This window comes from Nonomuraea turcica, from assembly GCF_030718205.1.
GTDB lineage: Bacteria > Actinomycetota > Actinomycetes > Streptosporangiales > Streptosporangiaceae > Nonomuraea.
In genome coordinates this window covers 79,300-102,032 of record NZ_JAUZQF010000003.1, presented here as the reverse complement: position 1 = coordinate 102,032, position 22,733 = coordinate 79,300, and the positions used below count along the sequence as shown (strand labels likewise).

17 protein-coding genes are annotated in these 22,733 nt (G+C 70.2%); 9 read left to right on the top strand and 8 right to left on the bottom strand.

The genetic code is table 11. From position 1 onward, the window contains the following. Window positions 1–104: 104 nt before the first annotated feature. Both Q9G87_RS09285 and Q9G87_RS09280 read right to left on the bottom strand, forming a co-directional pair. Window positions 105–959, bottom strand: a complete 855-nt coding sequence (locus tag Q9G87_RS09285) for an NAD(P)H-binding protein (protein WP_305915829.1) — start codon at window positions 957–959, stop codon at window positions 105–107. Next, window positions 956–1,984, bottom strand: a complete 1,029-nt coding sequence (locus tag Q9G87_RS09280; protein ID WP_305915828.1) for a saccharopine dehydrogenase NADP-binding domain-containing protein — start codon at window positions 1,982–1,984, stop codon at window positions 956–958. The genes Q9G87_RS09285 and Q9G87_RS09280 overlap by 4 nt, the downstream gene beginning before the upstream one ends. An 85-nt stretch (window positions 1,985–2,069) precedes the next feature. Between Q9G87_RS09280 and Q9G87_RS09275 the strand changes: the two genes are divergently transcribed. Next, window positions 2,070–2,654: a TetR/AcrR family transcriptional regulator gene (locus tag Q9G87_RS09275; protein ID WP_305915827.1), complete on the top strand. Its 585-nt coding sequence runs from the start codon at window positions 2,070–2,072 to the stop codon at window positions 2,652–2,654. An 81-nt stretch (window positions 2,655–2,735) separates the two neighbouring features. On the opposite strand, the gene Q9G87_RS09270 is transcribed toward Q9G87_RS09275, so the two are convergent. Beyond that, window positions 2,736–3,707, bottom strand: coding sequence for a pectate lyase family protein (locus Q9G87_RS09270; protein ID WP_305915826.1), 972 nt, complete (start codon window positions 3,705–3,707; stop codon window positions 2,736–2,738). Between the two features lie 628 nt (window positions 3,708–4,335). Between Q9G87_RS09270 and Q9G87_RS09265 the strand changes: the two genes are divergently transcribed. Then, the gene (locus tag Q9G87_RS09265) at window positions 4,336–6,042 is read left to right on the top strand and encodes a transposase (protein WP_305915825.1); all 1,707 of its coding nucleotides are present in this window, start codon (window positions 4,336–4,338) and stop codon (window positions 6,040–6,042) included. Window positions 6,043–6,257: 215 nt separating this feature from the next. On the opposite strand, the gene Q9G87_RS09260 is transcribed toward Q9G87_RS09265, so the two are convergent. Beyond that, complete coding sequence (locus Q9G87_RS09260; protein ID WP_305915824.1) at window positions 6,258–7,445, bottom strand: right-handed parallel beta-helix repeat-containing protein; 1,188 nt, start codon at window positions 7,443–7,445, stop codon at window positions 6,258–6,260. 242 nt (window positions 7,446–7,687) lie between these two features. On the opposite strand from Q9G87_RS09260, the gene Q9G87_RS09255 reads away from it, so the two are divergent. From Q9G87_RS09255 to Q9G87_RS09245, 3 genes are read left to right on the top strand one after another with little or no spacing between them, the layout of a single operon-like run. Beyond that, window positions 7,688–8,161 (top strand): GbsR/MarR family transcriptional regulator, encoded by a 474-nt coding sequence (locus tag Q9G87_RS09255; protein WP_305915823.1) that lies wholly within the window; start codon window positions 7,688–7,690, stop codon window positions 8,159–8,161. Beyond that, the gene (locus Q9G87_RS09250) at window positions 8,158–9,192 is read left to right on the top strand and encodes an alpha/beta fold hydrolase (RefSeq protein WP_305915822.1); all 1,035 of its coding nucleotides are present in this window, start codon (window positions 8,158–8,160) and stop codon (window positions 9,190–9,192) included. The genes Q9G87_RS09255 and Q9G87_RS09250 overlap by 4 nt, the downstream gene beginning before the upstream one ends. 47 nt (window positions 9,193–9,239) lie before the next feature. Next, window positions 9,240–11,102, top strand: coding sequence for an ABC transporter ATP-binding protein (locus Q9G87_RS09245; RefSeq protein WP_305915821.1), 1,863 nt, complete (start codon window positions 9,240–9,242; stop codon window positions 11,100–11,102). Window positions 11,103–11,244: 142 nt separating this feature from the next. On the opposite strand, the gene Q9G87_RS09240 is transcribed toward Q9G87_RS09245, so the two are convergent. From Q9G87_RS09240 to Q9G87_RS09230, 3 genes are read right to left on the bottom strand one after another with little or no spacing between them, the layout of a single operon-like run. Next, window positions 11,245–12,135 carry a carbohydrate ABC transporter permease gene (locus Q9G87_RS09240; protein WP_305915820.1) on the bottom strand — a complete coding sequence of 297 codons (891 nt, stop codon included), beginning with the start codon at window positions 12,133–12,135 and terminating at the stop codon, window positions 11,245–11,247. Between the two features lies 1 nt (window position 12,136). Next, window positions 12,137–13,063 (bottom strand): carbohydrate ABC transporter permease, encoded by a 927-nt coding sequence (locus Q9G87_RS09235; RefSeq protein WP_305915819.1) that lies wholly within the window; start codon window positions 13,061–13,063, stop codon window positions 12,137–12,139. Further along, window positions 13,060–14,226, bottom strand: a complete 1,167-nt coding sequence (locus Q9G87_RS09230) for an extracellular solute-binding protein (protein WP_305915818.1) — start codon at window positions 14,224–14,226, stop codon at window positions 13,060–13,062. The genes Q9G87_RS09235 and Q9G87_RS09230 overlap by 4 nt, the downstream gene beginning before the upstream one ends. A gap of 545 nt (window positions 14,227–14,771) precedes the next feature. Here Q9G87_RS09230 and Q9G87_RS09225 point away from each other — a divergent pair. The 4 genes from Q9G87_RS09225 (at window position 14,772) to Q9G87_RS09210 (ending at window position 20,537) form a co-directional block, all read left to right on the top strand. Beyond that, window positions 14,772–17,153, top strand: coding sequence for a glycoside hydrolase family 3 N-terminal domain-containing protein (locus Q9G87_RS09225; protein WP_305915817.1), 2,382 nt, complete (start codon window positions 14,772–14,774; stop codon window positions 17,151–17,153). A 10-nt stretch (window positions 17,154–17,163) separates the two neighbouring features. Next, window positions 17,164–18,198 (top strand): LacI family DNA-binding transcriptional regulator, encoded by a 1,035-nt coding sequence (locus tag Q9G87_RS09220; protein ID WP_305915816.1) that lies wholly within the window; start codon window positions 17,164–17,166, stop codon window positions 18,196–18,198. A 46-nt stretch (window positions 18,199–18,244) separates the two neighbouring features. Next, window positions 18,245–19,609: a PP2C family protein-serine/threonine phosphatase gene (locus Q9G87_RS09215; RefSeq protein ID WP_305915815.1), complete on the top strand. Its 1,365-nt coding sequence runs from the start codon at window positions 18,245–18,247 to the stop codon at window positions 19,607–19,609. Between the two features lie 172 nt (window positions 19,610–19,781). Further along, window positions 19,782–20,537, top strand: coding sequence for an SDR family NAD(P)-dependent oxidoreductase (locus Q9G87_RS09210; RefSeq protein ID WP_305915814.1), 756 nt, complete (start codon window positions 19,782–19,784; stop codon window positions 20,535–20,537). Between the two features lie 70 nt (window positions 20,538–20,607). On the opposite strand, the gene Q9G87_RS09205 is transcribed toward Q9G87_RS09210, so the two are convergent. Continuing rightward, on the bottom strand, window positions 20,608–22,623 hold the full coding sequence (locus Q9G87_RS09205) for a M14 family zinc carboxypeptidase (RefSeq protein WP_305915813.1): 2,016 nt from the start codon (window positions 22,621–22,623) through the stop codon (window positions 20,608–20,610). Window positions 22,624–22,733: the final 110 nt, after the last annotated feature.

The following is a 22,733-nucleotide window of genomic DNA, read 5'->3' as shown; positions in this document are numbered from 1 at the left end:
GTGGGCTGCCTCGCCTGGTGGGTTCGTTCATCCGTGATGTGATCGCGAGCGCTGACCGGCGATGATCCTTATCGGTTCGGTCGCCGGCTTCGTCCGGCTGCGTGCTATCGGGCTCCCTGAGCGAACTCGCCTAGCGTCGTCGGTGGGCGGCCTCCGATGCGTTCGATGGCCTCGGTGACCTGGTAGAGGGGGTGGTGCTCCGACCCGATGAAGCGGAAGATCGCCCACAGGTGGGTGAGGTGCTCGACTGCGTACGGGTCCTGGTAGATGTCGATGGCGCGTGCTTCCCATGCCTCGGGAGGCACGTCCACGTACGGGATGCCGAACGCGTCGGCGACCTCGCCGATGGTCGCCATCTGCCCGTTCACCAGGCACACCGGGTCCGCAGGGCCGGGGTCGAGCAGGAGCCCGGCCCCGACCCTCGCCACGTCGGCGGCGGCGACGAGCGGGATGAGCGTGTCCCTGCCGCCGAGCGGCAGCGCCAGCTCGCGGTTGCCGGACGCGGCCGCCACCACGGCCAGGTTCTCGAAGAACACCCCCGCACGCAGATGAACCGCGCCCACCCCGGCCCAGTCGAAGACCTGCTCCGACAGCCAGTGGCGGCGCATGCGCGGGGTGCCCGCCTCGGGGGAGGCGTCCAGCTGGGACACCTCGACGACCCGATCCACCCCCTCCTCCTTGGCCGCCGCCGCGAACGCCGCGGTGGCGTCGAGCAGCCCGGCCGTCACCGGATAGGTGAAGTACGCCCGCCTGACTCCGCGCATGGCGGGGCGCACCGTGGTGATCTCGCGCAGGTCGCCGACGACCACCTCCGCGCCGATCTTGCGGAGCTCCTCGGCCCGGTGGTCGTCGGCGCGCACAAAGGCCCTGACCTGCTCGCCGCGCTCCAGCAGCAAGTCCACGACCTGCCGCCCCGTCGCTCCCTGCTGCCCGCCGGCCGCGCCGGTCACGAGGATCATGCTTCCGCCTTTCCTGGGAGAGTCAGGGTGAACAGGCCGAGCCGTTCCAGGTCGCGCAGGAACGGGCCCGGCGTGAAGGCCTCGGCTGGGCCGTAGACGCCCGGGCGGCCGTGGCCGTCGGCCAGTCGTACCGCGGCTTCCACCGATGCCAGGGCGCTCAGGCGCCACAGGTCGTGCCCGCTGACCTGTCCCGCGCTGCCGCCGTCCGCGGTGATCACCTGGGCGGCGACGGTGAAGCGGGAGCCCGCCCTGGTGGCGGCGTCCACGTGCTCGCTGGTGAACGCCTGCTCCTCCTCGAACGTCTGCGCCGTCAGCTGCGCCTCGACGCGAGGCGTCCGCACGTGCCTGGGCACGGTGACGACCTCGGAGAACGGGACGGGGGCGATCATCGTGCGCGGCCCGAGCGGCGGCGGGAACGGGAAGACGGCGTTACGCGGCTCGACGTAGCCGACGTGCTGCTTGCCGTCCTCGTACGTGATCCGCCGGGTGTCGGCGAACAGCAGCTCGGCGGTCTGCTTGGCCCCCGTCGTCAGCCGCCAGTCCGACACCGCGTAGGCGGTGATCACCCGGTCGATCCCGGTCAGGCCCTCGGCCACGGCGCCGGCGAGCAGGTCCCCCATCCCGCCGTAGAAGCTCATCGCGGTGACCATGGTGATGCCGGCCTGCCTGGCGGGCTCCTGCAGGGTGTCGAACATCCACTTGGTGTGGTGCTGCTCGAGCGCGTGATCGACGTAGTGGCAGCCGGCCTCGGCTGCGGCCGTGGCGACGGGCCTGCCGGTGTGCGTGAACGGTCCCGCGCAGTGGATCAGCACGCCCGCCTGCCCGGCCAGCTCCCGTAACGCGGCCGGGTCGTCGAGCGTGGCCTGGTGTACGCGGGCCCCGCCGAGCTCGTCGGACAGGGCCTTGAGCGCGCCGGCGTCTCTGCCGGACAGGATGATCTCCCGCCCGCGGGCGCGGAGCTCGGCCGACACCAGGCGTCCGGTGTGGCCGGTGGCGCCGTAGACGGCGATGTGCGGTGAGGACACGACTCACCTCCATGATTCATACTGTGGGTATGTAACTGTTCTTCGAAGTTACGTACCGCGAGTATGTAAGTCAATAGGGAGCACGATGATCCGCCGTACCCAGGCAGAGCGTTCGGACGAGACCACGGCGGCGTTGGTCCTGGCCGCACGGGAGTTGTTCGGTGACAAGGGTTATGCGGGGATCTCGATCGACGCGGTGGCCGCGGCGGCGGGGGTGACCAAGGGGGCCGCGTATCACCACTTCAGGGGGAAGGCGCTGTTGTTCCGGGCGGCGTTCGAGAGTGAGCTGGCGGAGGCCTCCGCCAAGCTGGAGCGCGTGGCCGCCGAGGAGAGCGACGTGTGGGCGGCCTTGCACCGGGGCGCCCGCACGTTCCTGGAGCACTGCCTCTATCCGAGATTCCGGCAGATTGTGCTGCTGGACGCGCCGTCGGTGCTGGGCTGGGAGACGGCGCGCGCGATCGAGCACCGGTGCCTGCTGCGCATCCTGCTCGCCGGATTCACGCTGGCGGCCGAAGGGGAGGACGCCGCGGCCGTGCCCGCCCGCGCGCAGTTGGTGTTCGGCGCGTTGTGCGAGGGCGGGATGCTGCTGGCCCGCTCCCCGGACCCGGCCGCCGACCTGCCGCGCCTGGCCGCCGAGGCCGACCGCCTCCTCGACGCCCTCCGCTCCTGACCACCGGCCGGCCCCACATCCCACACCGGCCGGCCCGCCCGGCCAAGCGCCAACTCGCCTCAGGCGCCCGCCCGCCGGGGGCTAGGCGACGCTGATCTTGCCGACGCCCGCACCCGCGCGCACCGCCGACGGGACGTTCTGCGGTGGATCGACCGTGTAGCCGTAGTAGGTGCCGGGCTCGACGACGGTCCCGTTGGTCTCGGGGGCGCCGGAGTTCACGAAGATGTTGTTGCGCTGCACGGCCCGGCCGGGGTCGCTGTCGGCGTAACCGCTGCGGGAGTAGAGCGGGTGCGGCACATTCTCGAAGTAGTTGCCCTCGACCACCGCGCCGGCGTTCATCGTGGAGGCCACGCCGTAGAGCTCGTTGCCCAGGTAGTGGTTGTTGTAGATGTGGACCGGCTCGCCGAACCTGATGCGCGGGTGACGCTGGCGGCTGTGGTCGAAGAAGTTGTGGTGGATGGTCACCTTGAGGTGGCCGACGTCCGTGCCGGCGGCGCCGTCGGAGTGGCCGATCAGCATGGACTTGTCGGAGTGGTCGAAGTGGTTCCACGAGACGGTGACGTAGTCCGCGCCCCGCACGATGTCCACCGAGCCGTCCACCGCGCCCGAGAACGTGTTGTGGTCGATCCAGATGTGGTGGGAGTTCTGGCCGACGTTGACGGCGTCGTCCTCGGCGTTGGTGAATCGGAGGTTGCGCACGATCACGTTGTACGACCGGTAGAAGTCCAGGCCGCCACCTGTGATGTGCCCCGATGTGCCGACGCCGACGATGGTCTTGTTGGGTCGCACCCCTTGCTTGCTGGTGATCGAGATCGTCCCGGACACCCGGATGATCAGGGGTTCAATGCTGTCGATGTACTCCAGGAACTGCTCGGCGTTGGTGGCGGTCACCGTGCGGCCTCCTGCTCCGCCGGTGGTGCCGTTCTGGCCGAGCGCGTTGACGGCCGCGAAGCCGGTGGGTCCGTCCGCGGCCACGGCGGCGTTCGAGGGGATGACGAGTGCGGCGACGAGGACGGCCGTCCACCGCGCGAGCCGTTGTGACGTAAAGGGCATGGTTTGCTCTCCGCTTGGCAGGTGGCCTCCAGAAAGATGGCCGGAAAGCGCTTTCCTCGCTGAATTATGGGCGCTGCCTCACCAGCGGTAAAGCGGCGCTGAAAGTTTCATCCGGCGGAGCGCTTCCAGTGAATTTTCACCGGATTTCAGCTCCGGCTATGACGTGGGTGCGTGTCCCCGTCGGGGGAGAGCGCGGTCGCCGCCTCCACGACCACCTCGGCCGCCGTCACAGGCCTCGCCCCAAGCACGTCCTATACGTTCGCCGTCTAGGCCGAGGACGCCGCGGGCGCCGGTCGGTCATTGTTGACCGATTCGGGATAGGTTGCCGCGATGGATGGGCCGCGCTCGCGTTCTTTCCTCTCGGCTGCTGATCAATCCTGCTCGATGGCCACGTCTCCCCGGCCACTGGGTCGGCCTCACTGAGGCCGCGGGCGTGAATGGCTGGAACTCCAGGTTTCGCTCATATGTTCTATCCGGCATGGTCAGATATGGTAATCTGCCGATCACTCAATGTGACGGCTTGAGAAGGGATGGGAAAGCCATGCAGGTGTACTGGCTCGCTGCTGACCCGGACGGGCTGCTCCCGTCCCGTGCTCGGTCGGCGCGCAGCCTGGCGAAGGTGTAACGGATGGGTCGGCGTCAGAGGACTGGGAAGAGGCTGCGGGCGATCGCGACGTCGTTCACCGTCGCGGCGCCCGCGGGGGCGCGGATCCGGGATCGTCTGCGGCTGTCCGAGCGTGACGTCGAGGTCCTGACCGCCGTCGGCCGTCATCTGGGCCGCCATGCTCGTGCTGATCTGGCCGAGCGCATCCGTATCGGGGACGTCGCGATCGTGCAAAACCGGGCCGAGCGGAAGAAGGGGCTCACCGCGGTGTCCTCGTCGCGGTGGGCCGGGGCGATGACCCGCACGTCGGAGGATCAATACCAGCTGTCCCTGCGATCCCTGCACGACCAACGCGCCGGCCTGCGCCGCGCCATCGCCACGATCAGCAAACGGTTGGCGGTGCCGTGCGGCAAGCGCGAAGGCCGGGTACGCGGCTACGCCGATCAGGAAGAGCGGTGGCAAAAGCAGCGCCGACTGCAGGTGCTCACCGCCCGGCTGGCCCGCGTGGAGGACCGCATCGCACGAGGCCGGCCGGCGATCGTGGCCGGCGGGCGCCAGCTGGCCAAACTCCGGCACAACCTCACCGACGCCGAGCTCACCGAGCAGCAGTGGCGCCAGCGGTGGGATGCGCGGCGGATGTTCCTGACCGCCGACGGGGAGACGGGAGCGCCGTTCGGGAACTACACCATCACCGTCGATCCCGGCGACAGCACGGTGACGATCGTGCTGCCGGAGCCGCTACGGCACCTGGCCAACGCCCCGCGGGGCCGCTACCGGCTGGCCGGCACGGTGCGTTTTCACCACCGGCGCGATGAGTGGCTGGACCGTGTGCAGGCCAATCGGGCGGTGCGCTACGACATCGCCTACCACCCGGAGCGGGATCGGTGGTATCTGGACGCCTCCTGGTCGACCGACGCCCCGGCCGTGCCGTCCCCGGACCAGCTGGCCGCCTCCGGGGCGCGGCTGCTGAGCGTGGACCTCAACGGCGACCACTTGGCCGCCTGCGTCGTCGACGGCTGCGGCAATCCGATCGGCGAGCCCATCACCATCCCGACCGCGCTGAGCGGCCCTGCCGCCCAGCGCGACGGTCGGCTGCGGCAGGCGATCAGCGAGCTGATCGACCTCGCCCACCAGCATGGCTGCACGGGGATCGCGATCGAGAACCTGGGCTTCGACGACGCCCGCGCCACCGGCCGGGAAACCATGGGACGCGGCAAGCGGGGCAAGAGTTTCCGCCGCACCGTCGCCGGCATCCCCACCGCACGCTTCCGGGAACGGCTGCGCGGCATGGCCTACCACCGCGGGCTGGTCGTGGTCGCCGTCGATCCGGCCTACACCTCCCGATGGGGCGCCCAGCACTGGCAACGCCCGCTTCAGCAGCAAACCAAACAGAACGCTAAGCAGAACACGGCCACCCGGCATCATGGCGCTGCGGTGGCGATCGGACGACGCGCTTTCGGACACGGGATCCGGCGTCGGCCAGGTGTGACCGCCCGCCACCAGAGGATGGCGGCGCGGAGAGCTACCGGCCAGACCGCATCCCGCCCGCCGGCGCACGGGGCCACGAGCCCGCCCAGGACCGCAGGCACGCCCACCGGGGGCGGCAAGACCTGCCGGAGCCCAAGCGACCAGCTCACGGTGTTCCCCGCACCCAAGACCGTTCGGGGTGCACCCGGACCCAGCCCGGGCCCGGTTCACGGCGATGCGGCCCACGTCGGCCAACTCGCCTAGGAACGGTGCCCTGGAAGCCGAAGGCACCCACCGATGATCTGGTGGCCGGACGGCACCGTGAACGTGACCGTCCGCCTTCCATCCGGCTACACGTGCACCTGACTCTCGAGTCGGTCGGCTTGGCCGCTGTTGTCCGGTTGGGCGTCCGTGCCCGGTGGCGGGGCGCCGAAAGTCGGTGGGACGCGGATGGGCGCGCCGCCGCCCCCGGCACCGGCTCAGCAGATGCTCTGGGTGCTGTTGACCAGAGTGTTGTTCCTGAACGTGGTGTTGACCCCGCACGGGCTCTCCCGGATGGCGGAGTTGGTCACGCGCAGGTTCTGGATGATGATGTCGGAGGTGTTGGGGAACTCCGAGCGGGCTGCGAGCCGGATGTCGCCGGGTCCGGTGACGCTGCCGCTCTGCGCGGCGATGGTCACGTTGTAGCAGTTTTCGATCAGGATGGCGTTGTTGCCGGTCTGCGCGATGTCCACCCGGTCGATGACGGCGCCGCCGCTCTCCGACACGCAGAAGACGCCGCGCCCGCCGCCCCGTGCGATCACCTGGCCGACCCGGATGTTGGTGGGGTAGGAGCTGCCGATCCGGCCGTTCCTGTTCGCCATGCGGAAGGCCGCGTAGCCGGTGCCGGTGCCGGCGCCCTGCGCGTCCACCGTGGTCACGGTCGCGTTGATGGTGTCGTTCAGCAGCAGCCCGGAGTGGCCGGTATTGCGGGCCACGACGGTGCCCACGGTGAGGCCGTCCAGGCCGTACGTCTCCACGCCGTGGGTGCTGGCGCCGGAGACGTAGACGTTGTCGATCCTGACATTCCTGGTTCGTACGGTGCGGTCGCCGTGGTTGTCGATGCGGATGCCGAGGCCGCCGGACAGGCGCATGTCGATCTGGCCGAGCGTGATGTTGGTGCCGTTGCGCACGAAGATGCCGTACAGCGGGGCACCGGTGACGGTCAGATGCTGGACCTCGACGTCCCGGACGCCGCGCGCGTACACGACCGCCTGGTCACCCGAGCCGGAGCCGGTCACGTTGACGGTGCCGCAGACGTCGAGCACCGTGTAGCTCGGCAGGGACAGCCGCGAGCCGGCGCTCATCGTGCCCGAGCCCCGGACGACGACGCGCTGCTTCGAGGTGCGTCCCGCGGTGAGGCTGTTCACCGCGGCCTGCATGGCCGACAACATGCTGGTGCCGGTGTAGACGGTCCTGCTGCCGTTGCGGGCGGTCCACGTGCTGCCGCTCAGCACGGCCTCCGCGTTCGCCGTGCCGTCGCCGCAGGCCAGCGCGGAGTGTCGCGCGGCCACGCCGGCGGTGGCGGACTGCGCCTCGGCCGGGGCGGACAGCGCGGTGGCCGTGAGGGCTAGCGTCGCGAGGCCGGTGCCGAGCCTGGTGATGGGCCTGACCTGTCTGGTTCCCATACATCGCTCCTGTGATAGGCCCGCATCCGGCTGGCCATGCTGATGAATCGATTCATGCATGGACAAGCCGCTGACGTGCGGAAATATCGGTATCTAGGGGTTCAGATGCGGGCGAGCTGGGCCGATTCGACTGGGAGTATTGCAACGTTCAAATCAGCTAGTCAACCATCGGTGAAACTTACATCCGGCTTGCCGGGGAAGGCCGTTCCGCTGGAGTTCAGTGATGACTAAACTGATTGGCAATGGATGAACAACTTGGGGACAAGGAGCTGCTGGCCTGGGTGGAGCAGGTCGCGGCGTTCTTCGCCAGGAACAACGGGCTGCCGCTGATCACGGGGCGGGTGCTGGGGTGGTTGATGGTCTGCGACCCGCCCGAGCAGACCGCCGCCGAGATCGCGGCGGCGATCGGTGCCAGCAAGGGCTCGCTGAGCACGGCGGTGCGGGTGCTGGAGGCCGGCGGGTTCGTACGTGCGGTGACCCGGCCCGCCGAGCGCGGGGTGCGCCTGCGCGTCGTGGACGACGTGTGGGAGCGGGTCGCGCGGCGCAAGCTGGAGGCGCTGGGCCAGTTCAGCGAGATCACCGCGGAGGGGCTGGAGCTCCTGCGGGACGACCCCGAGCGGGCCGGCCGGGTGCGCGACGCCCACCGGCTGTTCGCCTGGCTGGAGCGCGAGATCCCGCCGCTGTTCCAGCGCTGGGAGGAGGAGGATTCGTCGTGACCGGGGAACGGAATCCGTACGAGGGCGGGCAGGCGCCCATCAAGATCAGGAAGGTGCGGCGGGCGGGTTTCACGGAGCGGGAGTTCGACACCGGCACGGTGCGGATCAACTATGCCGTGGGCCCGGACAACGGGCCGCCGCTGGTGCTCGTCCCCGCGCAGACCGGCGTCTGGCAGAGCTATCAGCGGGTCATGCCCGCGCTGTCGACCCGGTTCCGGGTGTACGCGGTGGACGTGCGCGGACATGGCAGGTCCACCTGGACGCCGGGCGACTACTGCTGGCGGAGCCTCGGCGAGGACATGCGCGCGTTCCTGCGGGGCGTGGTCGGGCGGCCGGCGATCGTGGCGGGCAACTCCTCGGGCGGGATCATCGCGTTGTGGTGCGCGGCCAACGCCCCCGAGCTCGTCTCCGCGGTGGTGCTGGAGGACGCTCCCGTGTTCTCGGCGGAGATGCCCCGGTTCAAGGAGCACGACCGTTACGTCTACGAGGGTTTGGTGCACGCCGCGGCGGTGCTGGGGGACCTCGGCGGGCGCGACCTCGCCGATTACCTCAGAGGTGTGACGAAGCCGGAGCCCGACGGGTCCGAGCGCAAGATGCCCGAATGGTTCCTCAACTACCTCTCCCGGCGGATCACGAAATTTCAGCACAAACACCCCGGGGAGCCGGTCGATCTCCGCTTCATGCCGCTGGTCGCGCGGGTCATGTTCATGTCGCTGTCGATGTTCGACCCGGACTTCGCGCGCGCCTTCCTCGACGGCCGCATGTACGAGGGCCTGGATCACGCCGAGGCGCTGGCCCGCGTCCGCTGCCCCCTGCTGGTCATGCACGCCGACTGGTTCCGCGATCCCCGCCGCGGCCTGGTGGGCGCCATGGACGACCAGGACGCCGCCCGAATCATGGAGCTGGTCCCGCACGCCCGCTACCTACGCGTCCACGCCAACCACGTGATCCACTTCTTCAAACCCGCACAGTACGTCCGGGCGCTCGGCGAGTTCCGTGACACGATCGAGAGCCTTCCCGCGGTGAGCTGACTCGGTTACGGAGCGAAACTGTCAGTGCTCGCGGGCACACTCACGGTATGCCCGACGAGCCCCTGGAACTCGGCGAAATCTCTCTCCCCGACTGGCACGCCCACAGCGACAAGATGGCGGAGGTCGGCTTCCTGGCCATCGCCAGGCGGTTGCCCTCGCTCATCGCCCAGGCAATGCGCATGGCCTGGCAAGCCAGCCCGCGCGACACCGTGGCAACGATCTCGCTCAACCTCCTCGGCGGGGTGTTCACGGCGTTCGGCCTGCTGGCCACGACCGGCGTGCTCACCGCGCTCTTCAATGAGGGCCCGACGCCCGACCGCGTGATGGCTGCGCTGCCCAGCCTGCTGCTGGTGGGCGCGGCAGCGGTCGTGCGCACGGTGACGCAGGCAGGCGCCGGCTGGGCCGAGGCGCGCCTCACGCCCCAGATCCAACGGGCCTCCGAAGAGCGGCTCTACGGCCTGACCAGCCGGGTGGAGCTCGTGTCCTTCGACGACCCGGAGTTCCACGACGCCCTGGAACGCGCCAGAGGCCGGGGCCTGGCCACGGCCGACTGGGTGGTGTCCGCGGCGGTGGACGTGGTCACGGCCGCGGTCGGCATCGCCGCGGCGGCCGGCGTGCTGGGCATCCTCCACCCGGTGCTGCTCCCGCTGCTCCTGCTGGCGGTGCTGCCGGACGCGTGGGCCGCGGTCCGCAGCGCACGCATGCGCTACTCCACGATGTACGGCCTCATCCCGGCCCGCCGCCGCAAGTGGATCATCGCCGAGCTCCTGGCCGACCGCGAGCCCGCCGCCGAGGTGCGCTCGTTCACCATGCGCCGTTTCCTGCTGCGCATGTACGACGCTGTGGCCACGGCCGAGCAGGATGTGATGCTCAAGCTGGTCAAGCGGCAGACGATCACCAGGCTCGCCGGCGAGGCGTTCGGCGGCCTCGGCACCGCCCTGGTCTACGTCGCGCTCGGTGTGCTCCTGGCGATCGCCGCGATCCCGCTGGCCGTGGCCGGCACGGCGGTCCTGGCCATCAGGTCGGGGCAGACCTCGCTCGCCAGCCTGATGTTCGCCACCAACCGCCTCTACGAGCAGGGGCTCTACTTCACCGACTTCCTGGAGTTCTGCGCCGAGGCGGAGCGCCGCCTGAGCGCCCCGCGCCCGGCCGCGACCCCGGACGGCTTCGAGCGCATCACCGCCAGAGATGTGACGTTCACCTACCCCGGCGCGGAAGAGCCGGCCCTGCGGGAGGTGAGCGTCGAGATCAAGCAGGGCGAGGTGATCGCCTTCGTCGGCGAGAACGGCTCAGGCAAGACCACCCTCGCCAAGATCCTCTCAGGCCTCTACGAGCCGGACTCCGGCACGGTCTTCTGGGACGACACCGACCTCAGACAGGTCGACCCGGAGCAGTTGCGCCGGCGCACGGCCGTGATCGCCCAGGACCACACCCGCTGGCCCCTGACCGCCCGCTACAACATCACGATGGGCACCGACATGGGTGAGCCCGCCCTGCACGCGGCCGCCGCGGTCGCGGGTGCGGACGAGGTCGTCGCCGGACTGCCGCACGGCTACCGCACCCTGCTCGACCGCCGCTTCAAGGACGGCCACGAGCTGTCCGGCGGCCAATGGCAGCGCATCGCCGTCGCCCGCGGCTTCCACCGCGACGCCGACCTGCTCATCTGCGACGAGCCCACCGCCGCACTCGACGCCCGCGCCGAACACGCCCTCTTCGAGCGCATCCGAAGCCATGCCGACGGCCGCACCGTCCTGCTCATCACCCACCGCCTGGCCAGCGTCCGCTACGCCGACCGCATCTACGTCCTCGATCACGGAAAGGTGGTGGAGCAGGGCGACCACGCGACGCTGATGTCGGTCGACGGGCTCTACGCCGACCTCTACACCCTCCAAGCCAGCGCGTATCGATGACGTCTCTCCCGGGCGCCTGGCCGTTGCCCGGGACGACGGGCACCGCTGCTGCCGCCGCTGACCGGCGCCGTGGCGCACCGGCCGCCCCGCTATGTCGCGGGGCCGGCCGGCGGGCCTGGTCAGCTGTCTGCCTGACCGGCGGTCACTTCCCGAACCCGGCGGTCAGGCCGGCCAGCAGCTGGCGGCGGCCCACCACGTACAGGACCAGGATGGGCAGCGTGGTGAGGACGACGGAGGCGAGCACCGCGGGCACGTTGATGCCGTACTGACCCTGGAAGCTCCACAACGCCAGCGGCAGCGTGCGCTGCTCGGGGCTCTGCGTGAGGATCAGTGGCAGCAGGAATCCGTTCCAGATCGCCAGCGCGTTGTAGACGACCACCGTCACCACGGCCGGCCTGGTCAGGGGGAGCGCCAGGTTCCAGAGCGTGCCGAGCTCGCTGGCGCCGTCCAGCCGCATCGACTCGAACAGCTCCTTGGGCACGTCCCTGATGAAGTTCGACAACACCAGCACCGACAGCGGGATCGAGAACGCGATCGACGGCAGGATCATCGCCATGGGTGTGTCGTAGAGGCCGAGCTTGATGATGATCAGGTAGATCGGGATGATCGTGGCCTGATGCGGGATGGCCAGGCCCATGAGGAGCAGCGAGTTCGTGTAGCGCAGGAACCGCCCCCTGCCGCTGCGGACGATCGCGTACGCCGCCATGAACGACACCGCGACGGTCGGTACCACCGCGCCGACCGTGACGACGACGCTGTTAATGAAGTACCGGATGAAGCCCGCCTCGATGACCATCTGGTAGTTGGCGAGTGTGGGCTCGGACGGCGGCACGAGAGGGTTCTCGGAGTAGTAGTTGGTCTGCAACTTGAAGCTGGTGATGACGATCCAGTAGATCGGCACGATCACGATCGCCAGCCAGAACAAGGACACCGCGCCGGCCAGCCAGTTGGGGCGGCGGGTCACTCCCTTGGGGCCGGGACCGGAGTGCTCCACCGCCACCCGCGAGGGGTCATTGGTGAGGGTCGTCGCCATGTTAGGCCCCTTCCAGCTGGCTGTGGCTCGCATCGCGGCCGCCGAGCCGGCGCAGCAGCAGCGCCAGCGCCAGGCCCACCAGGACGAGGATCACGGCGATCGCGCTCGCGGGGCCCATCAGGTTGGCCTGGAATCCCTTCTTGTACATCTCCAGCGCCAGCACTCGGGTGGCGTCCCCGGGCCCACCCACGGTGAGCACGAAGATCAGGTCGAAGAAGACCAGCGAGCCCACGACCATCAGAGTCGAGGACGTGATGATCGTGTACTTGAGCTGGGGCAGGGTGATGCTGAAGAACATGCGGACCCGGCCGGCGCCGTCGATCTCGGCGGCCTCGTACATCGAGCGCGGGATCTGGCGTACGCCGCCTTGGTAGATCAGCGAATGGAACGGGATGAACTGCCACGACACCACGAAGATCACGACGCTGAAGGCGAGGACGGGCTCACCGAGCCAGTCCTGCACGAGGATCGGGATCCCCAGCCCGGCGCCGAGCCCGAAGTTCGGGTCCAGCAGCGCCTTGTAGGTGATCGCGATGGCCGCCGAGCTGAGTAGCAGCGGGATGAAGTACAGCACCGCGAGCACCGCGCGATAGCGCTGGAAGCCGGCCAGGAACGTGCCGAGCAGGATGCTCGCCGGCGTCTGCACCGCCCACGACAGGGCGGTGACCAGGAACGTCACCCACAACGCGTGCGGCAGTCCAGGATCGGTGAGCACGGCCCGCCAGCTGTCGAACCCGGACAGCCGGATCTCGCCGAGCCCGTCCCAGGTGGTGAAGCTGAGCGCGAAGACCCCGATGAGCGGGATGACGCCGAAGGCGATGAAGAACAGCAGCGCCGGCAGGGCCAGCCAGGCCAGGCCGCGTCCCTGACCGCCCGGCACGGCGGTCAGGGACGCGCTCCCCCTGGCGGGGATCGGGGGAACAGTCACTTGCCGATGACCTCGTTGAGGTTCGTGGCGAACTGCTGGGGCGAGATCGACAGCTGGAAGAGTTTGGCGATGTTGTCCAGGAGGACCTCGGCCGCGGTCGGGCTGAGCGCCTGGTCCCAGGACTGCTGGAAGGACTTGGCGTTGCTGGCGGTGTCGTAGACGAACTTCTGCCACGGCCCCTCCTTGGAGGAGCCGAACTGCGCGTCGATGCCCTTGACGATCGGCACCTGGGTGATGCTGACCCAGTCCTTGGACTGCGCATCGGAGTTCATCTCTTCGAGGAAGAACTTCTTGGCGATCTCCTTCGCCTCCGGCGTCGCCTTGGAGGAGATCGACACGTACTGGGCCGGGTTGCCCACGGTGTTGCCGGGGTCGCCCTTGCCGCCCTGCACCGGCGGGAAGTTCATGTAGCCGAGGCTGCCGCCGGAGACGAAGTCGCCGCCGTCGGTGTTCATCGAGCCGTACGTCCAGCCGCCGTGCACCATCATCGCGGCCTTGCCGGTGTAGAGCAGCGCCTGGTCGGCGTTGGAGTCGGCGGTGATCGACGAGAAGCCCTTGACGAAGCCGTTCGCCTTGATCAGCTCCTGAATCTTGGTCAGGCCATCAATGGCGGCCGGGTTGTTCCACGCGTCCTTCTCGCCGTCGTAGATGGCCTGGAAGACCTCGGGGCCGCCGATGCGGTCGAAGAGGAACTCCAGCCACATCATGTTCGTCCAGCGCGACTGCCCGCCGAGGGAGAACGGCGCGATGCCCGCGGCGTTGAACTTCTTGACCAGGTCCATCATGTCGCCCCACTCCTGCGGGGGCTGCGCGCCGATCTTGTCGAAGAGCTTCTTGTTGTAGAAGAAGACGATCGGTGTCACGGCCTCGACCGGCACCGCGTAGATCTTGCCGTCGACCGTGGCCGCGCCGAAGGAGGACGGGAACAGCCGGTCCTTGTAGGCCTGGTTCTGGTCGAACCACGAGGTGAGGTCGTCGACCTGGCCCGCCTGCACGTAGCTGCGCAGGCCACCGCCGCCCCAGCCCCAGATGATGGTGGGGGCCTCGCCCGCGCCGATCGCGGTCTTGATCTTCGTCTTGAAGGCGTCGTTCTGGAGGGTGGTCGTCGCGATCGTGCTGCTGGGGTTGGCCTTGTTGAAGCGCTCGACCGCGCGTCGGCGCACGCCCTCGTTCGGCTCAACGCTGAGGTACCAGTAAGTGGCCTTGCCAGCGCCGCCACCCGTTCCGCCGGTCGAGCCGGTGCCCCCACCGGCGCCCGTTTGGGTGGGTCCGGAGCTGCCACAGGCCGCCAGAGCGGCCCCCAAGGGAAGGCCCATGGAGAGGCTAAGGAAGGTACGGCGAGAGGTTGTCCTGGGCTCCACGCTGATCTCCGTAACTGAACGCCGGGGGGGTTGGCCGCGCGGCTCCTGAATCGTCGGATGGGGTGGGCGGCCGGCCGGGGGAGCCGTCGCCTGCGCTTCTCCTTCAGAGTTAGCTTGTCGAAACATTTGCGACATGCCGCGTGGTCCGCCAATCTAAGTTTCGGGTCTGTGCCTGTCAAGACCCGCCGGAGCTGGCGCTCTCCCTATTCACAAAGGGCCTGTGTAAAGTACTCTGGCGCGGCGTTCAACTGGTCATCTGGTGCCGAGGAGGTCTCGCTCACAGGTCACTCACAACGCCGAAACATTTCGAAAACATCACGGTGGACATCGCCTTGAAGGAGCAGCAGATGACGGCTGTAGATCGGACGCCCGCGGTGGACGGTGTGCTGCGTCCGTGGCAGGACCCGACCATTTCCGTGGCCGACCGGGTCGATGCCCTCCTTCAGGAGATGACCCTGGAGGAGAAGGTCGGCCAGCTCGGCAGCCGGTGGATCGGCAACGACATGCGGCATGAGCCGGTGGATGACGACGCCGAGACGTTGAACGTCGCGCCGATGCAGGACGTGTTCGCGGCCTCGGGGACGGTTCCCTTCGACGAGGCGATCCGCCACGGGCTTGGTCACATCACCCGGGTGCACGGCAGTGCCCCGGTGACGGCGCAGGAGGGCGCGGCCGAGGTGGTCCGGCTGCAGCACGCCGTCGTCGAGCGGTCCAGGCTCGGCATCCCGGCCATCGTGCACGAGGAGTGCCTGACCGGGTTCACGACGTACGGGGCGACCGTCTATCCCGCGGCCATCGCGTGGGCGGCGACGTTCGACCCCGGCCTGGTGGAGCGGATGGCCACCGCGATCGGGCGGGACATGGCGGCCGTGGGCGTGCACCAGGGCCTGTCGCCGGTCCTGGACGTGGTGCGCGACTACCGGTGGGGGCGGGTCGAGGAGACGATGGGCGAGGACCCGTACCTCGTCTCGATGCTCGCCGCCGCCTACGTGCGCGGGCTGGAGAACGCCGGGGTCATCGCCACGCTGAAGCACTTCGCCGGATACTCGGCCTCGCGGGCGGCCCGCAACCACGGCCCCGTCCCCATGGGACGGCGCGAGCTGATGGACATGATCCTGCCGCCGTTTGAGACGGCCATCGCGCTCGGCGGCGCGCGGTCGGTGATGAACTCCTACTCCGACGTGGACGGCGTGCCGGCCGGGGCGGACCCCTGGCTGCTGACCGAGGTGTTGCGCGAGGAGTGGGGCTTCACCGGGACCGTCGTGTCGGACTACTGGGCGGTCCCGTTCCTGGCGACCATGCACAAGATCGCCGCCGACACCGAAGAAGCCGGCGTGCGGGCGCTGAGCGCCGGCATCGACGTCGAGCTGCCCGACACGCTCGGCTTCGGGCAGCACCTGGCTGACCGGGTGCGCAGCGGGGAGATCCCCGAGTCGCTGATCGACCGGGCGGCACGCCGCCTGCTCACCCAGAAGGTCCAGCTCGGCCTGCTCGACCCCGACTGGACGCCGGAGAAGTCCGTCGCCGGGGCCGCCGCCGTGGACCTCGACTCACCGGGCAACCGGGCGCTGGCGCGTGAGCTGGCCGAGCGGTCGATCGTGCTGCTCGACGCCGGTGACGCGCTGCCGCTCCGTCCCGGGCTCCGGCGGGTCGCGGTCATCGGGCCGTGCGCGGACGAACCGCGGACGTTCATGGGCTGCTACTCCTACCCCAACCACGTGCTCACCCGCCACCCCGGCCTCGGGCTCGGCGTCGAGGCGCCCAGCCTCCTCGACGCGCTGCGCGCCGAGCTGCCGGACGCGGAGATCGTCCACGAGCGCGGCTGCGACGTGCGGGGCGAGGACCGCTCAGGGTTCGCCGCCGCGGCGGCCGCGGTCCGCGGGGCGGACCTGTGCGTGGTGGCCGTGGGCGACCTCGCCGGGATGTTCGGCCACGGGACGTCCGGGGAGGGCTGCGACGCCGACGACCTGCGGCTGCCCGGGGTGCAGGAGGACCTGCTGACCGAGCTGGCCGCCACCGGCACGCCGGTCGTCGTGGTCGTCGTGTCCGGCCGCCCGTACGCGCTGGGCGAGGCGCACGAGCTCGGCGCCGGGCTGGTGCAGGCGTTCATGCCGGGCGAAGAGGGCGGCGCCGCCCTCGCCGGCGTGTTGTCCGGCCGGATCCAGCCCTCCGGCAAGCTTCCCGTGCAGATCCCGCGCGGGCACGGCGGCCAGCCGGGCACCTACCTGCAGCCGCCGCTGGGCGCCGACAGCCAGGGCATCAGCAACCTCGACCCGACGCCGCTGTTCCCGTTCGGCCACGGGGCCTCCTACACCACGTTCGAGGTCGACGACCTGCGGATCAGCGACGCCGAGGTGCCGACGGACGGCGAGTTCACGGTGAGCGTACGGGTGCGCAACACCGGCGGGCGGGCCGGCGACGAGGTCGTCCAGCTTTACCTGCACGACGTCGTCGCCCAGGTGACCCGGCCGGTCCGGCAGCTGACCGGTTTCGCGCGGGTCCCGCTGGAGCCAGGAGGCGAAACCCGCGTGAGCTTCCGCGTGCACGCCGACCGGACGGCCTTCACCGGACGCGACTTGAGGCGCATCGTGGAGCCGGGGGACGTCGAGGTGTTCGTCGGTAGGTCGGCGGCCGACCTGCCGTGCCGGGGCGTCGTGCGCCTGACGGGTGCGACGCGGATCGTCGGGCACGACCGGCGCCTCGTCACCCCCGTATCGGTCGATGAGTAGGAGGGATTTGATGGCGGCCAGTCCCAGACGCGCCACGCTGGCCACCGTCGCGGCCTCGGCCGGCGTGTCGGTGGCGACCGTGTCCAAGGTTCTCAACGGCCGCAGCGACGTGGCGCCGGCGACCCGTACTCTGGTGGAGTCGCTGCTGCGGGAGCACGACTATGTCGCGCTGTCGCCGCGCCGGGGCGAGACCGCCGTGACGGACACCGTCGAGGTGCAGTTCGACGACGACTTCAACGCCTACTCCACAGAGATCATCCAGGGCGTGGTCACGGCCGGGGCCGAGCTCGGCGTCGGGGTCGTCGTCAGCGTCAGGAAGAAGATCGACCACCCCGCCGCGTGGGCCCGCCACCTGGCCGACGCCGGGCGCCGGGCGCTGATCTCCGTCACGTGCCACGAGCTGACCACGCGGCAGCTGACCGCTCTGTCCCGCGTTCAGCTGCCGCTGGTCATGATCGACCCGCTCAACCTGCCGGATACCAGCGCGACCAGCGTCGGCTCGACCAACTTCGCCGGCGGGGTGGCCGCGACCCAGCACCTGCTCTCCCTTGGGCACCGGCGCATCGCCTACTTCGGCGGCCCCACCACCGCGGCCTGCAACCAGGCGCGGCTGCACGGCTACCGGGCCGCCATGGAGGCCGAAGGGGCGCCCGTGCTGCCCGGCTACACGCGGTTCGGGCAGTTTCGCTACCAGGTCGGACTGGAGCACGGCGCGGCCGTGCTCGGCCTGCCTGAGCCGCCGACGGCGATCTTCGCCGGCTGCGACGAGATGGCGCTCGGTGTCATGGAGGCCGCCAGGGCGCGGGGCCTGCGCATCCCTGAGGACCTCAGCATCGTGGGCTTTGACGACACCCAGATCGCCCGGATGGCCTCGCCGCCGCTGACCACCGTACGCCAGCCGCTGCGGGAGATGGGCGGCGTCGCCCTGCGCACCGCGCTGCGCCTGGCGGCCGGGGAACGGGTCGACTCCCACCACGTCGAGCTGGCCACCGAACTGATCGTCCGCGGCTCCACGGCGGACGTGACCTGCTCAGAGCATGCCTGAGAGGCCTCCGGCCGGGTAAGACGTCCTTGATCGGGGGTGGGACGTCATGCGGGGCGAGGAGGGGGCGCAGACCGGCCCGCTACGAGACCGGGACGCGGGACCGCCGGACGGTCCGTCAGAGGACCGTGCCGGAGGGCCGCCGTGCGGCACGCCGGGTGTGGACGAGGAGATGCTCGGCGGGTTGCTGCGTGCCAACCACCTGGCCTCGCTGGAGGACCTGCCCGCCCTGGTCGCCGAGTTCGCCGGCCGGGCCGGGCTCGCGCACGCCATGCTCTACGTGGCCGACTTGCAGCAGCAGTTCCTCGTGCCGCTGCCGGGCCAGCACGACGAGGCCGGCAACCCGCTGGAGCGCATCCCCATCGACACCACCGTCGCCGGCAAGGCCTTCCGCGGCGTGGAGCCGGTCCAGGCCCGCACCGCCACCGCCGCGGCCGAGACCGGCGAGCCCTTGGACGACGGGCCCCGGCGGTTGTGGATGCCACTGCTGGACGGCACGGACCGGATCGGCGTGCTCGGCGTGATCGTCCCCCACGCCGGCGAGGCCGTCCTGGCGCGGGTGAGCCGGCTGGCCGCCCTCGTCGCCCTGCTGATCGAGAGCAAGCGCCCCTTCAGCGACGTGTACGCCCAGCTCGTGCGGACCAGGCCGATGGCCCTGTCCGCCGAGGTCTTGTGGAACCTGATGCCCGGCGCGACGTTCGCCAACGACCGGGTCGTGGTCAGCGCCGCGCTGGAGCCGGCGTACGAGGTGGGCGGCGACGCCTACGATTTCGCGCTCAACGGCGACGTGCTACGGCTGGCGATCTTCGACGCGATGGGGCACGACACCTCGGCCGGCCTCACCGCCACCATCGCCATGGGCTGCTTCCGCAAACACCGCCGTGAGGGGGCCGATGTCCTTGCCGCGGGTGAGGCCATCGATGAGGCGATCGCCGACCACTTCATCGCCACCCGGTTCGCCACCGGCATCCTGGCCGACCTGGACACCCGTACCGGGCGGTTGACCTGGGCCAACCGAGGCCATCCCCCGCCGGTGGTGCTGCGCCGCGGCCAGCCGGTCGCCACGCTGGACGGTGTGTTCGGGACGCCGATGGGGCTCAGCCTCGGTCTGCCCACCGAGCTCGGCCGCTACCAGCTGGAGCCGGGTGACCGGCTGCTGCTCTACACCGACGGCGTGATCGAGGCCCAGGATCCGCAGGGCGAGCTGTTCGGGCTGGGACGTTTCATCGACTTCGTCATCAAGCGGGAGGCCGACGGCGTGCCGGCTCCCGAGACGCTGCGCCGGTTGATCAACACCATCCTCGACCACCAGCACGGCTGGCTCCAGGACGACGCCACGGTGCTCCTGGTGGAGTGGCGCCCCGGAACGGCGACGCGCGGCGATGGAGTCCGTGACTATCTGAAGAGTGCCTGATCGCGGCACCGCACAAGAGCGACGACCCGCGCACGCCAATCGCCTACAACCTGTGGAGTACGCCGGATGCGGTGCTCGCGCTCCTCCAGGCGCACCCTGGAATGCGCCCTGTGCCCGATGCCGCGAGCCTTGGGGTGAGAGAGCGTGGACTCCTCAGGCAGAACGGGGTGCGATGATGATGTATCCGGATCTTCAGGGCAAGGTGGCGCTGGTCACCGGCGGTTCAGGCGGCATCGGCCGGGAGTCCGCCAAGGTCTTTGCCGAGCAGGGCATGCGGGTCGCCGTCAACGGGCGTGACCCCGCCGCCATCGACTCCGCGGTCAAACACGTCGGTGACGCGGCCATCGGTGTGGCCGCAGACGGCACCGACTTCGCGGCCGTGGAAGCGATGCGCGAGGAGGTGGAGCGGCGGCTCGGCCGCGTCGACGTGCTGGCGATCTTCGCCGGCGGCGGCACCGGCATACCGCGACCGATCGATCAGATCAGCGAGGATGACTGGCATGCCACCGTGCATGCCAACCTGACCTCGACGTTCCTGGTGCTGAAGAGTTTTCTGCCGGGGATGCGCGAGCGCGCGAGCGGCTCCATCATCACGATGTCGTCGCTGGCCGCCCGCACCCCGACCGGCGCCTCGGCGGCCTACACAGTGGCCAAGGCCGGTGTCGTCGCGCTGACCAGGCAGTTGGCGCACGAGCTGGGGCCCGTGGGGATCCGGGTCAACGGCGTCTCCCCCTCGGCGATCATGACGGAGCGGTTGGAGGGCCGGATGCCGCCGGAGTTCAAGGAGCGCATGTTGGCCGAGCATCCGCTGGGACGGCTCGGCACGCCGCTCGACGTGGCCAACCTGGCGGCCTTCCTCGCCTCTGACGCCTCCTCGTGGATCACGGGGCTTACGATCGACGTGGCGGGCGGCAAATGGATGCCGTGAGCCCTCGGCCTGGGTGCCGGCCAAGGGCTTCTCGGCGGCCGGCCGCCGAGAAGCCCTTGCGCGAGTTCGCTCAGGGCTCGCGGTAGTCGGCCGCCACCCCGATCAGTGAGATCAGGCCGGTGGCGAACTCCAGCGCCTCTTCGTGGCCCTCGCTGAACGGCGGCTGGAAGCCGACGCCCTCCCACGTGCGCGTCTGCGGGTCCCACAGGTCGGCGCCGACCTCGAAGTCCCAGCCGAACACGCCGTAGTCGTACCAGAGCTCGTCCGCGGAGTTGCCCGCCGCCGAGTAGAGCACGTCGGTCACCGGTCCGGTCTGCTGCGGCCAGATGACCGTGCCCCGCTCTGCGGCGATGGCCTGTTCGATGGTGCGGGCCGAGCGCAGGAAGTACGCCTCCTCCTGCGGGGTCGGGCGGGGCAGGGTGACGCGGCCGTCGAGCTTGTACGCGCCGGGCGGCCACATGAAGTACCCGCCGTAGCTGTGCACGTTCATCGCGAACCTGATGTTGCGGTACTTCTGCGCCAGCCAGATGACGTTGCGGCTCTCGGGCTCGGAGTGCTCACCGGGCCCGGCGTACGTGCCGCTCTGGCAGTTGGCCGAGGCGCCGAAGTAGCCGTCGAACAGCGATCCCACGGCGTAGTTGCGGTTGACGTCCACGCCCCAGGTGTTGCGCAGCGCCGGGTCGGCCTGCTGGGGCGGGCAGTGGTTGGTCATGTTCTTCCGCTGGGCGGCGAAGTCGTAGAAGCTGTAGTTCGCGCCGTCGGGGTTGACGGTGGGCACGATGAAGATGTCGGTGCGTTCGAGCAGCCGGCGCGTGGCCGTGTCGCGAGCGTGGTTGCGCAGCAGCCGCTCGGCGGCCTCGATCGTGACCAGCGGTGTCACCCATTCCCTGGCGTGCTCCTGGGCGTAGGCGAGCACGCCGGTGCGCGAGCCGTCGCGGTGCGCGCCGATCCGCAGGGCCAGCACCGTCGCCGGTCCCCGCGCGACGTCGGCCGGGGCCTTGAGGAAGTCGCTGAGCTGGGTGAGCGGCGCGGGCGCCATGACTCCCGCGCCGGGGTCGGTGCGGTAGGTGGAGGCGCGGACGGGAATTCCGGGCATCGCGTTGATCGCGGCGGCCACCTGGGCGGCGGTGCTGGTCAAGGCGCCCGAGCCGTCGGTGGCCAGGCTGACGGTGATCAGCTTGCCGTTCACCGTCACCTGCAGGGCGCGGCCGGGAGCGCCGGGGTCGACCAGCTCGACGGCCAGATCGTTGCCGCCCTCGGAGCCGTAGGCGGCCGAGGTGATCACGACGGCGGCCGCGGGCGGGGTGCCCAGCTGGGCTTGGGCGTGCCGCCGGTAGCCGTTCGTCGGGTACGGCAGCGTGATGAGCTCCGTCAGCTTGGGATAGCGCCGGTGCAGGGCCTTGATGCGCTCATTGAGCTGGGCCGGCGGCATGTACTGGGTGACGAAGTCCTTCTGGTAGCCGGGTCCGGTGGGGTCGGGCCGCTCTCCGTCGGGCCATGTGCTGACCCGGGCCTCGGCCTTGCCGCCGCCTGCCGACGTGACGGTGATCCAGCGCGGCAGGGCCGTGACCGGGACCGGCGTGCTGAGCTGATGGCCAAGGTACGCGCCCGCGTCCACGTACGCCACCATCTCGGCCTGGCCGCCCTGCCAGGTGACGGTGAGCGCGGCGGCCTGGGCGAGGCTGCTGGACGCCTCAACGGACAGGAAGTACCCGTCGCGGGACTTGTACCAGACGGCCCGCTCGATCACGATCTGATCCACCGCCGTCGCAGGCGTCGACCGGGTCTGGGGCGGGGTCTGCGGTGCGAGGGCCGCGCCGAGGGCACGGAGCGCGGTCAGCTGGCTGGGGGTGACGACCGCGTCGACCTGGACGCTGCCGTCGAGTTGCGGGCGTACCCGGTGGGTGAGGTCGGCGCCGGAGGCGACGAGCCGCTCCATCGCGGCCCGGTCCGGGACGGAGAGCGTGACCAGGGAGGCCGGCTCGGGATCGCCCGGCCCGGCGACCGCCGGGGCGGACGGCTCCGCGACGGTCAGGGTCGCGATGACGAGGGTCAGAACGGCTGCGGACGCACGTAGGCCACGCATCGGCTCCTCCAATGATCGCCTTTATGAGGCCCACTCATTGAAAGCCGACTGCACGCCGACGGCAAGAACCCCGGCCGGAGAACCGGCCGGGGTTCTGCGCACTACGCACG